The 18981-nt window shown below is 64.8% G+C and carries 24 protein-coding genes and 1 pseudogene; 9 read left to right on the forward strand and 16 right to left on the reverse strand.

Annotation, left to right across the window (positions count from 1 at the left end):
- Window positions 1-4: 4 nt before the first annotated feature.
- On the reverse strand, window positions 5-910 hold the full coding sequence (locus ABIR17_RS08940; protein ID WP_348004034.1) for a ribokinase: 906 nt from the start codon (window positions 908-910) through the stop codon (window positions 5-7).
- A 94-nt stretch (window positions 911-1004) separates the two neighbouring features.
- Here ABIR17_RS08940 and ABIR17_RS08945 point away from each other — a divergent pair, with 94 nt between their 5' ends.
- On the forward strand, window positions 1005-1826 hold the full coding sequence (locus ABIR17_RS08945; protein WP_348004035.1) for a hypothetical protein: 822 nt from the start codon (window positions 1005-1007) through the stop codon (window positions 1824-1826).
- Here the strand turns inward: ABIR17_RS08945 and ABIR17_RS08950 are convergent.
- The 3 genes from ABIR17_RS08950 to ABIR17_RS08960 all read right to left on the reverse strand — a co-directional run bounded on the left by ABIR17_RS08950 (window position 1823) and on the right by ABIR17_RS08960 (window position 4792).
- Window positions 1823-3304, reverse strand: coding sequence for an ATP-binding protein (locus ABIR17_RS08950; protein ID WP_348004036.1), 1482 nt, complete (start codon window positions 3302-3304; stop codon window positions 1823-1825). The two genes, ABIR17_RS08945 and ABIR17_RS08950, sit on opposite strands and share 4 nt — an antisense overlap.
- Window positions 3305-4021: a response regulator transcription factor gene (locus tag ABIR17_RS08955; protein ID WP_348004037.1), complete on the reverse strand. Its 717-nt coding sequence runs from the start codon at window positions 4019-4021 to the stop codon at window positions 3305-3307.
- 114 nt (window positions 4022-4135) lie between these two features.
- On the reverse strand, window positions 4136-4792 hold the full coding sequence (locus ABIR17_RS08960) for an NAD(P)-binding domain-containing protein (RefSeq protein ID WP_348004038.1): 657 nt from the start codon (window positions 4790-4792) through the stop codon (window positions 4136-4138).
- 37 nt (window positions 4793-4829) lie between these two features.
- Between ABIR17_RS08960 and ABIR17_RS08965 the strand changes: the two genes are divergently transcribed.
- Window positions 4830-5795 (forward strand): NYN domain-containing protein, encoded by a 966-nt coding sequence (locus tag ABIR17_RS08965; protein ID WP_348004039.1) that lies wholly within the window; start codon window positions 4830-4832, stop codon window positions 5793-5795.
- A 230-nt stretch (window positions 5796-6025) separates the two neighbouring features.
- Complete coding sequence (locus tag ABIR17_RS08970; protein ID WP_348004040.1) at window positions 6026-6754, forward strand: NAD(P)-binding domain-containing protein; 729 nt, start codon at window positions 6026-6028, stop codon at window positions 6752-6754.
- On the opposite strand, the gene ABIR17_RS08975 is transcribed toward ABIR17_RS08970, so the two are convergent.
- A complete protein-coding gene (locus tag ABIR17_RS08975; protein ID WP_348004041.1) occupies window positions 6751-7302 on the reverse strand; it encodes an OsmC family protein in 552 nt (183 codons plus the stop codon). The two genes, ABIR17_RS08970 and ABIR17_RS08975, sit on opposite strands and share 4 nt — an antisense overlap.
- A gap of 114 nt (window positions 7303-7416) precedes the next feature.
- On the opposite strand from ABIR17_RS08975, the pseudogene ABIR17_RS08980 reads away from it, so the two are divergent.
- Window positions 7417-7605: pseudogene (locus ABIR17_RS08980) on the forward strand (DUF1761 domain-containing protein); the annotation flags it as partial.
- A gap of 53 nt (window positions 7606-7658) precedes the next feature.
- Here the strand turns inward: ABIR17_RS08980 and ABIR17_RS08985 are convergent.
- The 7 genes from ABIR17_RS08985 to ABIR17_RS09015 form a co-directional block, all read right to left on the reverse strand.
- Entirely contained in the window at window positions 7659-8051 is a 393-nt protein-coding gene (locus tag ABIR17_RS08985; protein WP_348004042.1) for a type II toxin-antitoxin system VapC family toxin, read from the reverse strand.
- Window positions 8048-8281 (reverse strand): hypothetical protein, encoded by a 234-nt coding sequence (locus tag ABIR17_RS08990; protein ID WP_348004043.1) that lies wholly within the window; start codon window positions 8279-8281, stop codon window positions 8048-8050. Before ABIR17_RS08990 ends, ABIR17_RS08985 begins: the two co-directional genes overlap by 4 nt.
- Window positions 8282-8348: 67 nt before the next feature.
- A complete protein-coding gene (locus tag ABIR17_RS08995; RefSeq protein WP_348004044.1) occupies window positions 8349-9209 on the reverse strand; it encodes an alpha/beta hydrolase in 861 nt (286 codons plus the stop codon).
- 40 nt (window positions 9210-9249) lie between these two features.
- Complete coding sequence (locus ABIR17_RS09000; RefSeq protein WP_348004045.1) at window positions 9250-9426, reverse strand: hypothetical protein; 177 nt, start codon at window positions 9424-9426, stop codon at window positions 9250-9252.
- The gene (locus ABIR17_RS09005) at window positions 9423-9698 is read right to left on the reverse strand and encodes a hypothetical protein (protein ID WP_348004046.1); all 276 of its coding nucleotides are present in this window, start codon (window positions 9696-9698) and stop codon (window positions 9423-9425) included. Before ABIR17_RS09005 ends, ABIR17_RS09000 begins: the two co-directional genes overlap by 4 nt.
- Window positions 9699-10116: 418 nt before the next feature.
- A complete protein-coding gene (locus tag ABIR17_RS09010) occupies window positions 10117-10863 on the reverse strand; it encodes a YidC/Oxa1 family membrane protein insertase (protein ID WP_348004047.1) in 747 nt (248 codons plus the stop codon).
- Between the two features lie 71 nt (window positions 10864-10934).
- Window positions 10935-11285: a hypothetical protein gene (locus tag ABIR17_RS09015; RefSeq protein WP_348004048.1), complete on the reverse strand. Its 351-nt coding sequence runs from the start codon at window positions 11283-11285 to the stop codon at window positions 10935-10937.
- A 110-nt stretch (window positions 11286-11395) separates the two neighbouring features.
- On the opposite strand from ABIR17_RS09015, the gene ABIR17_RS09020 reads away from it, so the two are divergent.
- Window positions 11396-11518, forward strand: coding sequence for a hypothetical protein (locus ABIR17_RS09020; RefSeq protein WP_348004049.1), 123 nt, complete (start codon window positions 11396-11398; stop codon window positions 11516-11518).
- A gap of 133 nt (window positions 11519-11651) precedes the next feature.
- Here the strand turns inward: ABIR17_RS09020 and ABIR17_RS09025 are convergent, their stop codons facing one another.
- The 3 genes from ABIR17_RS09025 to ABIR17_RS09035 form a co-directional block, all read right to left on the reverse strand.
- A complete protein-coding gene (locus ABIR17_RS09025) occupies window positions 11652-12431 on the reverse strand; it encodes a hypothetical protein (RefSeq protein WP_348004050.1) in 780 nt (259 codons plus the stop codon).
- Window positions 12432-12434: 3 nt separating this feature from the next.
- Window positions 12435-12842 carry a hypothetical protein gene (locus ABIR17_RS09030; RefSeq protein ID WP_348004051.1) on the reverse strand — a complete coding sequence of 136 codons (408 nt, stop codon included), beginning with the start codon at window positions 12840-12842 and terminating at the stop codon, window positions 12435-12437.
- Window positions 12843-13245: 403 nt separating this feature from the next.
- Complete coding sequence (locus ABIR17_RS09035) at window positions 13246-14448, reverse strand: Fic family protein (protein ID WP_348004052.1); 1203 nt, start codon at window positions 14446-14448, stop codon at window positions 13246-13248.
- Window positions 14449-14779: 331 nt separating this feature from the next.
- Here ABIR17_RS09035 and ABIR17_RS09040 point away from each other — a divergent pair, with 331 nt between their 5' ends.
- Window positions 14780-15259 (forward strand): hypothetical protein, encoded by a 480-nt coding sequence (locus ABIR17_RS09040; RefSeq protein ID WP_348004053.1) that lies wholly within the window; start codon window positions 14780-14782, stop codon window positions 15257-15259.
- A 39-nt stretch (window positions 15260-15298) separates the two neighbouring features.
- Here the strand turns inward: ABIR17_RS09040 and gatB are convergent, their stop codons facing one another.
- A complete protein-coding gene (gene gatB / locus ABIR17_RS09045; protein ID WP_348004054.1) occupies window positions 15299-16813 on the reverse strand; it encodes an Asp-tRNA(Asn)/Glu-tRNA(Gln) amidotransferase subunit GatB in 1515 nt (504 codons plus the stop codon).
- A gap of 157 nt (window positions 16814-16970) precedes the next feature.
- Between gatB and ABIR17_RS09050 the strand changes: the two genes are divergently transcribed.
- From ABIR17_RS09050 to ABIR17_RS09060, 3 genes are read left to right on the forward strand one after another with little or no spacing between them, the layout of a single operon-like run.
- Window positions 16971-17510 carry an RNA polymerase sigma factor gene (locus tag ABIR17_RS09050; RefSeq protein WP_348004298.1) on the forward strand — a complete coding sequence of 180 codons (540 nt, stop codon included), beginning with the start codon at window positions 16971-16973 and terminating at the stop codon, window positions 17508-17510.
- Window positions 17503-18480: a hypothetical protein gene (locus tag ABIR17_RS09055; RefSeq protein ID WP_348004055.1), complete on the forward strand. Its 978-nt coding sequence runs from the start codon at window positions 17503-17505 to the stop codon at window positions 18478-18480. The genes ABIR17_RS09050 and ABIR17_RS09055 overlap by 8 nt, the downstream gene beginning before the upstream one ends.
- The gene (locus tag ABIR17_RS09060; RefSeq protein ID WP_348004056.1) at window positions 18477-18956 is read left to right on the forward strand and encodes a peptidase inhibitor family I36 protein; all 480 of its coding nucleotides are present in this window, start codon (window positions 18477-18479) and stop codon (window positions 18954-18956) included. The genes ABIR17_RS09055 and ABIR17_RS09060 overlap by 4 nt, the downstream gene beginning before the upstream one ends.
- Window positions 18957-18981 lie beyond the last annotated feature (25 nt).

Consider the following 18981-nt stretch of genomic DNA (forward strand, 5'->3'; position numbering starts at 1 on the left):
CCGTCTACTCCAGCGACCTCGCGAGGGCCTCAACGTCGCCCCGAACGAGCCCCAAATATCGTGCTCCTGACACGGTTGCGGTGAGCGCTCCGGCGACTGCGCCGAAGCGCGCGGCGGCCTCCAGAGAGGAGCCGTTGGCAAGCTCGGCAGCCAGCGCTCCGACGAACGCGTCCCCCGAACCGACGGTGTCGATCGCCTGAACCTCAAGGGCCGGGATGCGGGTCACTCGGTCGGTCGCGACCAGCACACCCACGGCCCCCAGCGTCACCACGAGATCGCACGGGATGCCGGCCCGAATATCCGCGATGGTGACGTCGTCGAGATCACCATCAACGGGAAACAGCTCGCGAGCCTCAATCTCGTTGACCACCAGAACCGACACGTCGTCGAGCAGACAGAGAACGGCCCGGTCGACCGGAGCGGCGTTCAGCACCGTGCGGGCACCGCTCGCCCGCGCCTGACTGAGTTCCCGCGTGGCGACATCGACCGGAATCTCGAGCTGGACGACGACGACGTCCGCCGGGCCGAAGTCAGTAGGGAGGTCGGTCCAGCCGGTATTCGCGCCCGGGATGACAACGATCGCGTTCTCGCCCTCGTCGTCGACGGCAATGAGTGCCATCCCCGAGGGTCCGGGCACGGTGACGACTCCCCCGACGTTGACGCCGACCGCGCGCAGGTCGTCGCGCAGGAACGTGCCAGCGTCGTCGGTTCCGACTCCAGCGATCATCGACACGGTGGTTCCCGGCGCGGCGAGCCGGGCCGCCGCATGAGCTTGGTTGCCGCCCTTGCCGCCCGACAGCCGACGCAATCCGGTACCGAGCAGCGTCTGGCCGGGGAGCGGCAGGTGTGCGACTCGATACACGAGGTCGACGTTGAGGCTCCCGACAACCACCACCCGAGGCGAAGACACCGCCCCAGGCTAGAGGTCGCGGTGCTTGCGAGAGGTCACAGTGCTTGCGAGAGGTCGCGGTGCTTGCGAGAGGTCACAGTGCTTGACTGTGCCCATGGCGGACCAGCTGGACGACATCGCGCAGGAGCTCTACGGGCTCCCGCCGGCGCAGTTCATCTCGGCGCGCACCGCGGCGGCCGAGGCGAACCGAACGGAGCCCGGCTTCGGCGCGCGACTTCGAGCGTTGCGGCGTCCGGCACCTGCAGCCTGGGTGGTTAACCTGCTGGCACGCGAGCGATGCGGCGAACTCGACGAGGTGCTTGACCTCGGGATCGCCCTGCGCGCCGCCCAGACTTCTCTGGATCGGGAGGCGATCACTCGTCTCGGCAAGGAGCGTCGAGCCGCCGTGACAGGTCTTGCCCACACCGGGGGCGAACTCGCCGAGGCCGCCGGGCATCCCGTCACGGCCGCCGTGCTCGACGCTGTCGCCGGCACCCTGGATGCCGGACTTGCGGACGCAGAAGCGGCCGAAGCGATCCGCACCGGTCGTCTGGTGCGGGCATTGGAAACCATCGGCTTCGAGCCTGTCGACCTCGCCGAAGCGGTGGCCCTGCCCGGCCGAGGCTCGCGGGCGGCCGAGAAGCGCGCCGTCGTCGAACGCCCCAAACCCCACCTGGTTGACGACGGCGACGCGGAGTTGGCCCGTGCCCGTACCCGTGCTGACGCTGTCGCGAAACGCGCCGACGACGATGCCGCCGAGATCGCGCGGCAGCTCGGCGACCTCGACCTGCGGCTCCGTGAGGCGCGCAAGACTCTCAGTGCGGCTGAACGCGAGGCTGCGGCCATCGAACGGCAGCGGGATGTCGTGGCCGACACCCACGAGAAGGCTCGGCTCACGCTCGACACAGCTCTCGCCCGGCGGCGGGAGCTGGGCTAACCCTTCTCGGCTGGCCCCTCCTCGGCTGGCCCCTTCTCGGCTGGCCCGTTCTCGGCGTCGGCGACCGGGAGGTCGATTCGAAAGACCGTGTGGTCCGGCTCACTGGTGGCGGTGACAGTTCCGCCGTGGGCCTCGACGATCGCCGCCACGATCGCGAGGCCGAGCCCCGTGCTGCCAGCGACGCGTGAGCGCGAGTCGTCACCCCGACTGAAGCGCTCGAACAGGTTGGGCAGTAGATTCGGGTCGATGCCGGGCCCGTCGTCGGCAACCAGGATCGCGGTTCCGGTCGGGGTCGCCTCCAGCGATGCCGTCACGGTTGTGCCCGCGGGGGTGTGCAGGCGAGCGTTGGACAACAGATTCGCGATGGCCTGGCGCAACCGGTCGGGATCGCCGGGAACCTCGAGGTCATCGGGGGGCAGCTCAAGATCCCACTGATGGTCGGGCCCCGCGACGTGCGCGTCAGACACGGCTTCGACGAGCAACGCGCCCAGGGCGACGGTCTCCGAGCGCAGGTCGCGCCCCGCATCCAGTCGGGCCAGCAGCAACATGTCTTCGACGAGCGAGGTCATCCGCTTCGACTCCGACTCGATCCGCGCCAGCGAGCGGGCGGTGTCAGGGGGAAGGTCCCCGGCCTCGCGAAGCCCGAGTTCGGCATAGCCGCGGATCGACGCCAACGGGGTGCGCAATTCGTGAGAGGCGTCCGCGACGAACTGCCGTACCTTCTGCTCGCTCGCGTGGCGCGCGGCGAGCGAGTGCTCGACCTTGCCGAGCAGCCGGTTGAGCGCCGCCCCGACCCGACCGACCTCGGTGCTCGCGGTGGTATCGGCATCCGGAACCCGCTCGCTCAACAGAACCTCGCCGGATTCCAGCGGAAGTTCCGAGACTCGCGTCGCCGTGTCGACCACCCGGTTCAACGGTCGCAGGGCGAGCCGCACGACGAGCGAGCCGAGCAGGATGGCGAGGGCGATCGCCCCCAGAGTCACCTCGGCGATCGTCTCGAGCAGAGAACTGGTGGTGGCATCCGCCTCGGCTAGCGACAGTCCGTTCACCACGAAACCGGTGCTCGTGATCGGTGTCGCCACCACCCGGTACGACCCGAGGTCGCCCAACGAAACGGTACGCGGCACCCGGTCGGCCGCCACCGCGAGCAGAACGGCAACCTGGTCGTGCGAGAGTCCGATCGGGTGCGAGTCGACTCCGATGTACCCCGCGCTGACGTGCTCACCGTCGGTGATGAGGCCGACCGCCCCGGCCCCCTGGCCCGGCAAAATGGCGGCAATGCCCCCCGTGCCCACCGTCGGCTCCCCGTTGACGGCCTGGGTGGTGCGCTCGGACGCGGCGATCAGCACCGCGTCGAGCCGACCGATCTGCTGCGCACGGGATGCCGCAACCGTCACCGCCCCGATCGCGACCGAGAGCACGGCGAGCAGCACGACGATCCCGGCGACCAGGCGGCCGCTGAGCGACCAGCGCCTCACTCAGCTACCCGGTCGGATCGAATAGCCGACGCCACGCACCGTGTGGATCATCGTCGGGCCGTGAACATCCATCTTCTTGCGCAAATAGGAGATGTACAGCTCGACGACTGCGGCACGGCCGCCGAAGTCATAACTCCACACCCGATCGAGAATCTGTTCGCGGCTCAGCACGCGCTTCGGGTTGCGCATCAGATAGCGCAGCAACTCGAACTCGGTCGGCGTCAGGGCGATCGGATGCCCGCTCCGCTCGACCTCGTAACTCTCCTCGTCGAGGGTGAGATCGCCGACCCGCAACACCGGTCCGTCGTCATTCGCGCCACGCAACGACCGGCGAACGAGCCCGCGCAGCCGCGCCATCACCTCTTCGAGACTGAACGGTTTCGTCACATAGTCGTCGCCGCCCGCAGTGAGACCTGCGATGCGATCCTCGACAGCATCCTTCGCTGTCAGCAACAGGACCGGGGCATCGTTGCCCGCCTCGCGCAGTCGGCGCAGCACGGTGAGCCCATCGATCCCCGGCATCATGATGTCGAGCACCACGACATCCGGCGGGATCTCGCGGGCCAACTTCAGCGCCGTCTGACCGTCGTTCGCAACCCGGGTGTCCCATCCTTCCGACCGCAGCGCCATCCTCAGCATGTCGGCGAGCATCGGTTCGTCGTCGACGACCAGGGCGCGGATCGGGGAACCGTCGGCGCGGGTCAGAGTTACGGTCACTCCGGTATGAGACAGCTCATTCCTATGCTTCTGCTGTGTGGCGGAGTGAGGAAGGGACCGCGCGAGTCAAAGGAGCGGGGACCCCTACCCCGATTGACTCGCGCGGTCCCTTCCTCACCCCTCTCGCTCGATCGGGTTGGCTATCGCATCCCGGAGTTCTTGAGGGGTTAAGGGGTAGCCGAATGCCCTCGTGTGGGCTTGGAAGTCTTTGCCTGTCGCGAGTGGGCCGGTGGGGACGGGTTCGAAACCCAGTTCGTCGATGAGGGTCGCCGCTTCGGCGATATCGCATTCGTCGTCGCCGGCTATTGCTAGGGCGACGCGGTCGGGGTGACCCGTCGGGAGGGGTCGCTCGTCGAGGTCGTGGTAACCGAGGTGGCTGAAGGCTTTCACCACGCGGGCGCCGGGCAGCAGGTCGGCGACAACCTCGCTCGTGCCACGGGGGTCGGCGGTGAATTCCGGGAGCGGACCATCCACCGGCTCCCAGAAATTCGTCGAGTCGATGACCAGTTTGCCGACGAGCAGATCGACCGGCAGCGAGCGCACTTTGCCGAGCGGTAGGGCCAGGATGACGACATCCGATCGCTCGATCACTTCGGAAGTCGTTGCGGCCTCAGCTCCCGGCGCGAGCACCTCGATGATCAGGGCGATGCGCTCGGCCGAACCGGATGCCGAGATGAGCACCCGATGCCCGGCGGCGAGCGCCAACCGAGCGAGGACGGTACCGACCTTTCCCGCGCCCAGGATGCCGATTACGGACGGACTCGGAGGCATCCCCCGAGTTTATGAGGGGGCGCGCTAGGGTCGCACCATGGCCGAGTCCGGGGATCTGACCGAGGCGCGCGTCGCCGTCTACATCGACTTCGACAACGTCGTCATCTCGCGCTACGACCAGATGCACGGCCGCAACGCCTGGCGCAGCGATGAGGCGCGCAGCAACGATCCGAAACTGGCGAGCAAGCTGGATGTCGCCCGCGTCGACATCGGCGCCATCCTCGACTACGCGTCGTCGTTCGGCACTGTCGCGCTGAGTCGCGCCTACGCCGACTGGTCGGTGCCCGCCAATGCGGCATACCGCAGGCAGCTCGTCGACCGCGCGATCGACCTCACCCAGCTCTTCCCGGCAAGCAGCACCAAGAACGGGGCAGACATCCGGCTTGCCGTCGACGTCATCGACGACCTGTTCCGCCTGCCCGACATCACTCACGTGGTTGTGGTCGCGGGCGACTCCGACTACATCCCGCTCGTGCAGCGTTGCAAGCGCATGGGCCGCATCGTCATCGGAATCGGCGTCTCGGGATCGACCAGCCAGGCACTCATGTCGGCGCTCGACGAGTTCGAGTCGTACGACGCGATCCAGCGCGAAGAGGCGGTCGCCGTAGTCGCTGCCCCCATCGCAGCCTCCAAAACTCGCGCCGAACGGGCCGAGGTCGATCCGGTGAGCGAGACCGTCGCCCCGCCCGCGATGACGACAGACGACGCCTCCCGGCTGCTCGTGCGCGCGATCGGCCTCAGCAGTGCGAAGGCGGGAGTCGACGAATGGTTGAACGCCTCGGCGCTCAAGTCGCAGATCAAACGGCTCAACCCGTCGTTCAACGAGAAGACCCTCGGCTACAAGAGCTTTATGGACTTCGTCACAGCCAGCACTGACCTCGTCGAAGTGAAAGAAGAGGGACAGCAGCGGTACGTGCGCATGCGCGAAGAGACGCCAGCTGAGACTCCCGTCGCCGCTAAGCGGGCACCCCGGCGGGCGAAATCGGCAGCCACCGCCTCCTGAGCGTTGCCCGTTCGGGCTGAGCGTTGCCCGTTCGGGTACTTCTCAACCTGCGCGCGCGTACCTAACTCTCGGAATTCCGAGGGTTCATCGACGCATGAAGGCTGAGGGGCCGGATTTCCAAGAGTTACGTCGGCCGCCGGCATCCATAGGGTGCTCTCAGCATGACCAAACGAGACAGATAGACCCGCTCCCTACCCTCGGAAGAACGGGGAGGCCGCAGACATGCGAGAGTGCGAGCGGCCTCCCCACCCACCGCATTCCGCGCCGTTTCGTCCTCCTCGGCGCGGAATGCGGAGTCTCCCGTCGCGGTTGAGGCGACCATGACCACTTTCGGAATCATTGGCGCGGGCCACATCGGCAGCAACTTCGCACGGGCCGTCCTGGCCCACGGCCACGAGGTCTTGATCGCGAACTCCCGCGGACCCGAGACCCTCGCCGACCTGGTCGCCGAGCTCGGCCCTGCAGCGCGGGCAGCGACTGTCGACGAGGCCGCGTTTGCGGCTGATGTTGCGTTGATCGCGGTTCCGTTCAACTCCTACCGCGAGGTGCCGGTCACGCCCCTCGCCGGCAAGATCGTGCTGGATGCCGACAACTACTATTTCGAGCGCGACGGCCACATCCCGGAGCTCGATGACGGCGAGACCACCGTGACGCGCCTCATGCAGCAGCACCTGCACGAGTCTCGGGTCGTCAAGGTGTTCAACAACATCACCGCGAGCGACATCCCGACCACCGGATCCCCCGCCGGAACGCCCGACCGCCGCGCTCTCCCGATCGCCGGGGACGACCCGGATGCCCTCGCCTTCGCCACCGCGTTGCTCGATGAGCTGGGGTTCGACTCGGTGAGCGTCGCGATCGACGAGTCGTGGCGCTTCGAGCGGGACCGACCGGCCTATGTCGTGCGTCAGAACCGGGACGAGCTGCTCGAGAACCTCAAGAAGGCCACCCGTACGGTCTAGCGCTTGACCAGCGTCGTCGTGACCGGGGTCGCGTTCTGGAACAGGTCGAGCACGGGGCAGTGCGCATCCACGGCGTCGCGCAGTTCCTGGTAGCGCTCCTCGGTCTCGGGTCCGGTGATCGAGACTTCGAGTCGCACGTCGTGGAAGCCGGCGCGCACCTCGTGGTCGATCCCGAACAGGCGGCGGGCGTCGAGGTCGCCTTCAGCTTTCACGTCGACCTCATCGACCTGGATGCCGAGGGCCTGAGCATAGAGACGGTAGACGACGACCTGGCAGGCGGCGAGCGCACCGAGCGCGTACTCGACCGGGCTGGCCGCGACGTCGTCACCGGCGAGGGCGCCGGGCTCGTCGATCACGAACTCGTGCTTACCGGCCCGAACGGCCGTCGCGACCGACCCGTGACCGGTGCCGTGCACGGTGTAGGTGAGGTGGGCCGCCTTGGTGTCGGCGGCGATCCGCTCGCCCCAGGCGGAGCCGGCGGCGGTGAGCCGTTCCGACCGCTCGGCGGCGGTGGATGCGGGAATGGTGGAGGGTGCGAGAAGTGTCATGGCGGCGACGGTAGCCCGCATCTCGACGTCACCGCCAATAGTGACGTCACACTCCGACCGCGGGAGTCACGGAACGAAAACCGCCGTCACACGCGGTCACCTCACCTCATCCTGGGCGGATCGTTCTTCGTGAACGCTCTCGTCACGGCGGCGATCCTGTGGGCGGGGTTCACGGCCGCGCGGTTCATCACCCACGACCAGTTCGATCGGCACACTGTGGGTTTGACCGTGCTCAACTGCGCGCATGAACTCGTCACCATCCTCGTGATGGCTGTCATCGTCGGGGTCTGGCCGCCGGCCTGATGTGACGCGGTTCAGACCAGCCCGCTCACACAAGCCGGCTCACACAAGCCAGCTCAGACGAGACGGATGCTGCAGGCGATCCCCGGTGCCCGGCTGAGGCGCACGTCGCCGGTCACCAGATCCACCTCAAGTTGTTCGGCAAGCGCGACGTACGCCGCGTCGTAGCTGCTGAGATTGGCGCCAAGTTGCCAGGCCCGTTCAGAGAGCTTTTCGAACGGCCAGAGGTGCAGCGGTAAGGCCCAGAAGCCATCCAGGGCCAACCGGGATTCCGCCTCGCTCAGCAGGGACGCGTTGCGGCGGCGGTGCACAACGTTCGCGACCTCCACGGGCAGGTGGTCGGGCGCATGCAATTCGGCGTCGGCGAGCATCCCCGCCACCTCGTCACCACGTGACCCTGGTTCGAGCAGCAGCGTCAACACCGCCGATGCGTCGACGACGACTCTCACCGACGATCAGCCTCAAGATCGCTCAGAACATCCGCCGCATCGAGCTGCGGGTAGGCGCGCGCGCGACCGCGGATGGTGTCGAGCGCCTCATCGACGCTGGGGCGGGCTGCGAGCAGGCGAAGTTCCCGTGAGAGGTATTCCTGAAGTGAGCGGCCCGACCGCGCAGCACGGGCCGCCAACACGTCACGCGTCTCGTTGGGGAGGTCGCGAATCGTGATCGAAATGGTCATACTGCGATTATCGCAGCATTGATGCTGTTACGTCAGCATCTCCTCGAACTCGACAGTTACACGGCGGTCAGCCGAAAAACTCCTCAACCGCGGCGTCGAGTTTCGGCCTGCCCGGTCCGATCCATCCCAGGTGCGTCGGCGAACCCAACTCCACGAGCGTGGCGTTCGGGATGAGCGCGGCGAACTCCTCCGAGTGCGCGAAACTCACCCCACCCTCATCACGGGATGCCGTCACGAGCGTCGGGCAGGTCACGCTGATGATTGCCGCGCGTCGAGCATCCGCGCCGTCAGGACCCGAATGGCGCAGGTCGTTCGCGAAGCCGGCATCCGACGACATCGAGAGAAACAGGTCGCGCGCCTCATCCCGGTCATCAGCGGTCAGGTCGCCCCACCACTCGTCGATCGGGATTCTCGACAGCGGCGCCAGCATCCGTTTCAGACCGCTCTCGGATCGCACCATTCGATGCACGAGGCCCCAGACCACCCCCTGCAAAAGCGGCGAGAAGACGATAGGGCCGAGGATGCGTTCCGCCCGCGTATCCGGATACGACAGGGCCGACGGCGCACAACTGTGCAACGCGAGCCGCTCGACCGCGAGACTGGGATGCGTGGCGACGTGGACCGCCTGCATCCCGCCGAAGGACACCCCGACCGCCGCCGCGATCGTGCTGACGCCGAGTTGTGCGCATACCTCGGCAATGAGGTCCGCGAACTGGGCGGGGTCGAGGTGCCCGACGCGGGTGGCGCCGTAGCCGGGGCGGGAGAACGCGATGACCCGGTGGCCGAGCCGGCGGTACGGTTCCCACCCGCAGTCGACCGCGGCGGAGGAGTGGCCGCCGGGGAAGAACAGCACCGGCGGCTTCTCACCCGGGAGGTCGACGAACTCCACCGGCCCGACGGTGGTCGTGACGGTTCGGCGTTCGGGCATGGCACCAGTGTGCTCGCCCTTGCCCTCGGTGCTGAGCAGCCTATCGAGCCGTCTGGTCGGCCTCATCGTCGGCGGAAGCCGGGACTTCGATGAACCAATGCTGCCCCGGGCGGGGTCCACGACTGGGCTGCGGGTTCAGGGCCTCGAAGCGGCGCATGGTCTCTTCGGGCGACATATCGTCGTCTTCAAGCCAGTCCTTCTCCATGCGTTTCATCATCTCACCCACCTAGCAGTCTTGATAAGCCAAACATCGGTGTCGGGATCCCACTCCGGCGTCGGGACGAGCCAGACGACAAGTTGCCGTCCCGTTGCCGTGGTCCCAAGGACGACAAGTCGCCCACCGTGCCGGGGATCGTCATCCCAAGCGAGCATGACGCGCGCCGGATACTGGATCGCTTCGCGAACCAGATCGGCGGTGAGGCCGTGCTTCGACCTCAGCTTCCTTTCGACACTCGGCGCGCAGACCACCAGTCCGATGTAGTCACGCACGCCGCCAGGCTGACCGAGACTCTCGTTGAAGATGAGGGAGCGCTTCGGTTCTGGGGAAGCATCGGGCACAGACACCTCTGGGGTGGAATCAACCCGTCCCGAGCTGTAAAACAGTGATCACGCTAGCCGCCACGCGAGGCCGTATGGCTAGCAGCGATGTCGGCGAGCCGGTCTAACGTTCGAGTCGAAGGCGGCCAACCAACCGCCAAGATCACGAATGGAGTGGATCCATGACGTATCACTCGTCTAACCCTTCCGATCCGGATGTCTACCACGATCGGGATGATTGCCCCGTTGGGAAGCAGATCCCGGCCGCCAATCGCGTGAGCGGAATCGGCGGGTACCGGAAATGCGAGCGCTGCTGAACTAGCAACTCGTGGGTGGAGCGCAAGCGCTCCACCCACTTCCATGCCATCCGTCAGGCGGTCGCCGGATTCAATGCACCTCCCGGCAGTTGCCGCCGCAGAATCGTTCGCTCAAAGAACGTCCACGTCGTCGAAACGCTGACGTACAACACGGCGGCGAGCGGCACGAACGCCGAGATCACCACCGAGATGAACGGCAACCACGACAGCATCCCGGTCAAACCGGCAAGCGGACTGGCGGGGTCGACGGGCGTCGCCATCCTGAGCGCCTGCTGCCGCGTGAACCACGCGACGACGCCGATCACGACGAGCAGCACCGCCGGCACGAGAGCCGCCACGAAGTCGCCCGACGTGAGAGCGGTCACGAACGAGTGACCGAGCGGCGCTCCGAACAGTTGTTGCGTGAGCAGCTCATTAGGATGCCCGTTGATCGTCGCCGACACCGCGACGCCGTAGAGCAGCGAGACGACCGGGATCTGCGCGAGCGACGGCAGGATGCCGGCGAACGGCGAGACGCCCTCCTCCTTGTGCAACTCGAGCGTCTTGCGCTGCAGCAGTTCGGGGTTCTTCTTGAAGCGCCGCTGCAGTTCGGCGACCTTGGGCGCCATCCTCTTGCGGTTGATCTCGGCGCGGATGAGCCGCACGCCGAGCGGAATCAGCGCCGCACGCACGATGAGCGTGACGAGCACGATGGCGGCTGCGGCGGCGGCTCCCCCGGCGACGGGTTCGAGCAGTGTGGCGAGGCTGAGGATGAGCGAGTGCGCGCCGTCGAGCAGCACGCCGATGAATGGGATGTTCATAGGTTTTCAGTTCCTTGCGATGGGTGGGATGTGGGCGCGTCTGGCCGCACATCCGTTCGCAGGAACGAAAACTATGCGGCCGAGAACATCCCGCCCGGAGCGCGTGAGCGCACCCGTCCGTCGGAGTCAGGGTGGCTCGGCTCCGCGATTCGGCTGAGCGACTCCGCATGAGTGCGTGCGCGCTGCCCGACGAAGGTCTGGCGTTCGATCGGCACGGCGACGGTGCGCTGCGCGACCAGGATCACCGCGGCTGCAAGAGTGGATGCCGCGAGCGCAGCCAACACGGAACCCGGCGTAGGCGCGTGGGCGGTCGCGAGTACGAGAGCGACGACGCCGGCCAGCGCGACGAGCAGCGCCTGGGCGCGCAGGGTCACTCTCGTCATGGGGTCAAAGGTACGCGCGACGGCGTCCTGGCGCTTCATCCCGCTGGAGTATCTTCGTCAGGCCGAACCGCCAGTTCATTGCTGTGCGCAGCGCGGTGTATGGAAACCAAGCCTGCGCTCACCTCCACCCCGCCCGCTATCGTCAAACGGTGACCGAGTCAGGCTTGGCGCCGCTCCTCCCCGAGAGTGAGCGCGACCTGCTGTACCTGACCCGCAAGACGCCGCCGTGGCAGGTACGGGCGGTCGAGCAGCTCCTGGGCCTTGGCGACTGACCCTTCGAGATCGTGGTGGTGACGAGAGTCTCGTTCGAAAGACCGGTCGCTTGTGAGTCGCGTCACCTCGACGCGCGTCACCCCAAAGGACGGAGGGGCAGCCACGGCGACCAGAGCGGTTGAAGAGCCGAAGTCAGAGGGGCTGAACGAGACCGCGCTCTTCAACAGACCTTTGACCAACGATTGTAATTCGCACTAATGAATCAACCAGGTGGACGAGATGCTTCGCATGAAGCTGCCCGAGCGTTCGCAGCGCGTTGGCCTGCATGCTGGCGGGAAGCCAACTCGCAAGTGTCTTCCGGTCAACTCCTAGCGGCCCCGCCCAGTACGCAAGGACGAGCAAGTGGTCCGAGGCAGGCAGGGTTCGCAACACACGAGGTGATCCATCAAAGACCTGAATCATCGGGACTTCTCGAGTGACGAGTACCTCAATCAACGCTTGCGCATCGGCCGCTGACACGGCGTGGTAGAGGCGAACGAGCTCGGCAAGTATCCAGCTCAGTACCGCGACCACGAGTGTCGCGTCCTGGACATTCGGATCAATGCCATCGGAAAGGTGAGCTGTGTTTCGCTTGTTTCTGATGTCGTAGACGACCCGCACGGATCTAGGAATATGGAGCCGAACGGACTCCGGTTCGGCGCTGACGGCGATACCGCCGAGCGCCTTTATCGTCGCTTCAACGGAAAAACGCGGGTCTGCGAGTGGGGTAAATGAGCCGGTCGTTCTCCACTCAAGGATCCTCATTACCGCTTCCGCGAAGCGGCCGCCTTGGACCGCGTTCGGCATGAAGTCCTCTAAGTAGTAGCGCCGCTTCGCTTCGACGAACGACTCTATGAGCTCCCGTGCCAAGTCGGAAGGGACTCCTGCGGCGACAAAGCCAGACTCCAGTGTCGAAGTGTCAAGCGAGCTCAACAGCTACTCACCCTTTTGTCCTCGGTGGGCGTCGATGATTACCGCGAGCCGCTTGAGAGTGTCGCCACCCTTGATGTGCACAAAACGGTTTCCCCGCGAACCGACGATCGTGATTGCCTTCTCCCGAGCAAGCGAGCTGGAGAAGTTGTCGACATCGTAAGCATTCTTCCGCCGGCACTCGTCGGCGATCCGACTCACCGGCACGTCGCGAACACCGAGTGCGTAATGGTAAGCGGCGGTCAGTGCGACCGCGATCGACCTCGACTGCTCCGCGAAGTTCGCTCCGAGCTGGATCGTCCGGCCGTTGAGAATCGGCCTGCCTCGTTCGAAATGGAACAGTCCCTCAAGAACCTGCTGCTCGAGACCAGACTCGAGAGCGAACTTCGCGAACAGCTCATCGTTCGGCAGCACTAGCCCCAGTACGTCATCGTCCGTCGCTTCCGGCTTCGACTCGCGGAAGCTCGCGCAGTGTTCCGCTTCTGTTTGCTTGCGCGGTCTGACGTGCCTACTGCGGCGTCCGCCGCAGCTCGTAAGGCACACGGCTTGCCAATCGGATGGCGCGCGGCGCGGAGCTCTTCCATCGCCTCCTTGAAGGCGACCTCTTGCAAGTTCTCAGGAACGCCGGCGTCTTTGACTGCCTTCCACGCCTCGGCGATCATTTCGCTAACAGCCATTTGGGTCTCCGATGCGTTTACCCAGATGCTAGCCACCTCCGAGTGGCTTGACTCGTATTCAGTGCGGTCGGCGGCCAATTGCCTAGCCATGAATACGCCGAACCCTCCTGGGGCCACCGAGCCTGAGTTTCGCGGTCAGCTCATGGTGCCGGGGATACTCTCATCGCGACTCTTGCATTTAATGCGTCAAGTTCTTCCAGAACATCGCTTGCGGCCCAAACTCTGTCTCTCTTTCGGCCCGTGATCTCGTAAATGATCGCCTCTTGCTCAAGCCGTTCCACTGCCTGGTATGCGCTGGCGAGATTAGTTCCTGTCCTCGTGACCACCTGATCAACGGTGAAGACAGGAAGGTCCAGCATGAAGTCCAACATTCGGTCGGCCGCCGACCCTTTCCGCGGTCGGACGGCCGACCGCCAGATGTCTGGCAGGCCAGCCAGCACTGTCGCCGAGGCTTCGGCCTCCTTGCTGGCGAGCGAAGTCGCCGCACACATGAGCTCAACCAGTTCGTCGACGGCGCCGAGTCGATAGTCATCCAAGAGCCTGAAATAGCGGTCGCGGTCGGCAACTAAGACCGACGCGATCGGAATCACAGTGGACGTGGTCACGCCTCTTCGGCGAAGGACCGCGTTGATCAATGCCCGCCCAATGCGCCCATTGCCATCAACGAACGGGTGTATCGACTCAAACTGAGCGTGCGCAAGTGCAGCCTGAGCCAGTGCCGGGATGTCTTCTCGGTTGACGAAAATCATTAGGTCCGCCATCAATGCCTCAACCAGCTCGTATGGAGGTGGCACGTAGAGCGCGCCGCGAGGAGAGAAGTCGCTTCCACCAATCCAGTTTTGGACCTGTCGGAACTGACCGGCAGTCGCGGCGTCGACCGGGTCTTCGAACATGAGCTGTCGGTGGGCTTCAAGAATGTCCGAGATTGCGATCTCGCCATCGCCGGCTTTCTCGATGAGGGAAGTCAGCGCGCCGATCGCAGCGACCATGCTCGTTGCCGAGTCATTCGACTTGATGCCGATGAGCGCCCGCGCGAAGTCCTCGATTGAAGCATCGATGTGTTCGATCTTCGATGAGGCGACCGACTCCGTTCTGATCAGGAAGCCACCCAGCGACGCGAGTTGGCGCCCCATTCCTGAATCCAGAGTGGTGGCGTCGCGAGCTGCCTTCTCGCCGACCGCGATCAAGGGGCCGCTCAAACGAACATCGAGTTCGCCAATGAACGGTGGAAGGCGCACCTCTACTTGAGTAACGGTCCGGTCGGCACGTGGACCTCTTCGTACCATTTGCTGCCAGGGGCGTACCTCGGAAGCGTGCAGTGGCCAGTCCATGGAGGGCTTCACGCTGCGATCCTAAAGGATCATCGGCACTGTTCTGACTTAGGCGGCCAAGTCAGAACAGCGGGTGCCGACTCTTTGGGTTGTGGTCTCCGTTTTGGATCAGGACTGCACCAGTGAGTCACGTCGTCCATAGTCACACATGATTTCCCAGTTTTTTATCATGTTGATCAGGTATTTTCTTGCCTCCATTCCTCCACGAAAGATTGTCAAGGCATGAGATCATGATGCTTCTCCCTTCTCCGAGCTAGAAGCGGCCAACAAAATGACGGTGTTCTCGAACAAGTATCAGGGTAAGGACTCGCCACTTGATTCACTCCAGTGGTACGATTCGTGAATGGTTGACTACACCGTTCACATCCAGGTCGCCGACAAGGCCATCACGGTCTCTGGCGACCAGAATCTGCTCGACGCCTATAGCCCCGAGCTCGACTTCATGCGCGTGTTGCTCCGCGGCAGCAACACGCATCAATCGCAGCCGTCGACGTCCTCAACCTCGGCACCGGGGAGCGTTGCTCAGAATGCCTTAGAGTCTGCGGACTTCGGGGAGCTGATGATCGGCCTTCCGAACTCCGTCACTGGCACGGACCAGATGCTCGTCGCGGGCTTGTTTGCCCAGCGCCAGTCGGCAGACAACACATTCACGACAAAGGACGCAAGCAGTCTCTTGCTCGAGCAGGGCTACAAGGTCGGAAATCCGTCTCAGTCCATGACGAACAACCTGAAAGCCAAGCGCGTGTTCAAAGTCGGCACGAGCTATCGAGTATCGCGCGCCGGAATCGACTACGTAACCCAGCTTTTCGGACAATCGAACTAGGCAAAGCGGCTCGAGCGTCGCCCGCCAGCGGCTTTCGCTTCAAACATTCGCCCGCTCCAACACCAGTTCGCGAACGCGGGCGGCATCCGCCGACCCGCCCATCGCCTTCATGACGGCACCAATGATTGCGCCAGCCGCCTGAACTTTGCCGTCCCGCAACTTCTCGAGCACATCCGGCTGAGCCGCCAGTGCCTCGTCGATCGCGGCAAGCAGGGCACCATCATCCGACACCACCGCGAGACCACGAGCAGCCACGACTTCCGACGGCCGGCCCTCCCCCGCGATGACGCCCTCGAGCACCTGGCGGGCGAGGCGGTCGGTCAGTTTCCCCGACTCCACCAAAGCGATCAGCTCCGACACGTGCAACGGGGAGATCAAGCCACCGGACTCGGCGCCAGCGGCGTTCGCGAGCCGCGCGATCTCGCCGGTCCACCACTTGCGGGCCTGAGCCGGCGCCGCACCGGCGGCCACGGTGTCCTCGATCTCGACGAGCAGTCCGGCGTTGACGACATCCTGGAACTCCAGCGCCGTAAACCCCCAGGCCTCGCGAAGACGACGGCGATGGATGGCGGGCGCCTCCGGCAATTTAGCCCGCAAACGATCCACCAGAGACGCGGGCGGCTCGATCGGCAGCAGGTCGGGTTCCGGAAAATACCGGTAGTCGTCGGCATCCGACTTCGGACGTCCGGGTGAAGTCGTACCGGTGTCTTCGTGCCAGTGACGGGTCTCTTGGGTGATCGAACCACCGGCGGAGAGGATGGCGGCCTGCCGCTGGATCTCGTGGCGCACCGCGCGCTCCACCGACCGCAGCGAGTTCACGTTTTTCGTCTCGGTGCGGGTGCCGAGTTTCTCCTGCCCGCGCGGGCGAATCGACACGTTCGCGTCGCAGCGCAGGTTGCCGCGCTCCATGCGCGCCTCCGAGATGCCGAGCGACCGCACCATGTCGCGGATCGTCGCCACATACGCCTTCGCGACCTCAGGTGCGGAACCTTCAGTTCCCATGATCGGCTTCGTCACGATCTCAACCAGCGGAACACCGGCACGGTTGTAGTCCACCAAACTCGCGTCAGCACCTTGGATGCGACCAGTCGCGCCGCCGAGGTGCGTGAGCTTGCCGGCATCCTCTTCCATGTGCGCCCGCTCGATCGGAATCTGCACCAGCGAACCGTCCGCGAGTTCGATCTCGACGGAACCCTCGAACGCGATCGGCTCGTCGTACTGGCTGATCTGATAGTTCTTCGCGAGGTCGGGGTAGAAGTAGTTCTTGCGGCTGAACGTGCTCTTCGCGGCGATCTCGCACCCCAGCGCGAGTCCCAGCGAGATGGCGTACTCGACGGCCGTCTGGTTCACCACCGGGAGGCTGCCCGGCAGTCCCAGATCGACCGGAGTGATCAGCGTGTTCGGCGCCGCGTCATGGTTCGCCTCGTTGGCGGGGTTCGGCGCATCCGAGAACATCTTCGTCTTCGTGCTGAGCTCGACGTGAATCTCGAGGCCGATCACCACTTCGTACAGCTCGAGCGCCTTGTCGTAGTCCATGAGGTCCGCTTTTGCCATGTGCCCATCGTATTCGGGGTGGGGTGGTCAAGAATCGGGATGCTTGCCCCTTCGACAGGGCGTAGAAATGGAGTCCGCCCACATCAACCGGGGATGCGGCGTAAGGATCTTGCCGCGGGCGGAAACAACAACCATGAGAACAGGTGGGAGCGTGCAGATGGAAGAGGAGTCAACTGCGCGTTTCACGGCCTTCTACCGGCAGCACTACTCGCTCATTGTGTCTACGTGCTTCCGGCGGTTGAGCGATTTCTCTGCCGCCGAAGATGCGACGGCGGAGGTGTTTCGCATCGCCTGGGATCAGTTCAAAGGCGGCGACGCGCCGTCGGTGGCATGGCTGTATGGCGTAGCGCGCAACGTCGTCGGCAATGAGTACCGACGATCCAAGCGATCGCGAGCACTTCGAGATCGTTTGGAAGGAGAGGCCCTGGTGACGTCGACGCAGATAAATGCGCCCGTGCTTGAGGCCATGAGCCGTCTGAAGTCGGCCGATCGCGAAATCCTCTTCATGTCGTATTGGGAAGACCTCGCGGGAGACGAGATCGCCGCGATCTTGACGATCTCGGCGGCCGCGGTGTGGGTGAGGCTCTCGCGGGCACGAGACGCCCTTCGACGACAACTCGAGTCGACCGAACTTGCACCTGCCTCATCAGGGAAATCAGGGAACTCAGGGAACTCAGGGGGTCAGAGAAATGGATGACATCGAGCGCCTCATTCGAGAAGCTAACGCGGCGCCGGTGCGCCGAACTTCGTCACTGTCGCCCCGTGCCGAAGCGGATCTTGCGGCGATCCTGTCGGCGTCGCCACCGATCCCGGCTCATCGTGACCTGCGGTGGCGTCGGAGGTTGATCTGGGGTTCGGCGGTGGCTGCGGCAATCGCGGTCATCCTGACGGTCACGATGCCGTTCGCGACACCCCCCGCGGTGGCTTCACCGCCGCTTCTCACCTTCATACCCGTCTCGGGATCTCCGTCGACCGTGCTGGGAAGGCTAGGCGAAGTGGCGCGCAGCAGCATCCTCACCCCAACATCCAGCGTCATCGCGAGCGAAACGTGGTCGGCAGACCTGACAGAGGTAGCGGGCACGACGACCACATTTGTGCAGCCCCGTGAGGTTACGAGAACGTATCACCCCGACGGCTCTGCCTCGATTGTCACTCTCGCTGGTTCCGTGCGATGGGGCACCGTGCCGAACGAGACCGCAGCTCCCCAACCGGGAACCGTGCTGGAACGGCTCGACTTCACCGCAGCAGAGAGCCCGAGGCTCTTCCTGACCCCTCCTCCTTCGTCGAGCGGTGAGGATTTGCGAGCCTACCTGGGCGGGATTTTTGGCTTTACCGAGGCGACCACGACGGGCGAGTACTTCGGGGCGGTCGAAAATCTCAGGAACGAGTGGGAATTGGATGGCGCACAGACCGCTGCCCTGACGGAGATGCTCGCGTCACTCCCCGACGTTTCCATCCTGGGCGAGGTCATGGATCGCCTCGGCAGACCCGCCATCGCCGTCGCAACAAGCACTCGCGCCCATGGCACGTTCGAGGATGTTCTGCTCTTTGACAAAGAGTCCGGTGCACTCCTGGCCTCCGAGGAGATCTACCTCGGTGGGGACCCCGACATTTCACTCGCGTCGCCCTCAGTTTTCAACTACGTCGCCTGGAAGGCTCAACCGTGAAACTGCTCCACCTTGCCGCCTGCACCATTGCGACGTTTGCCTTGCTGGGAGCCTCAGCCGCAGCAACTGCCGACCCGCTCACCTCGCTTTCTTCCCGGGTTGCAGAAATCCTCCAGGAGTTTCCCGGCGGAATCGAGGTCGCCCCCGGAGTGATCGAGTGGCAGAAGGGCGCCGTCACCCTCACTCTCGAATCGGAGTTCAGCGCCCGATCCATCGGTACCTGCTCGACGGGTCAATATTGCGCGTGGAGCAACACCCTCTACTCCGGCACGAAGTTGGCATTCACCTCATGCTCCGTAGGCGGAACGTCCAGCAGCCTGGCGCCCCTCGGCGGATTGGTACGTTCGACGGCCAATGCCCGCACGTCGGGAACGGTCAACGCGGTAAACGGGGCAACCGTGGTCTACACAATGGCTGCCAACACGGGGAAGCCCTCCAACGCTGCCACGCTCACAGATCTCGTCTGTTTCAGCTAGCCCCGGAAGTGTTTTAGCTAGCTCC

The sequence above is a fragment of the Pseudolysinimonas sp. genome (genome assembly GCF_039912695.1).
GTDB lineage: Bacteria > Actinomycetota > Actinomycetes > Actinomycetales > Microbacteriaceae > Pseudolysinimonas_A.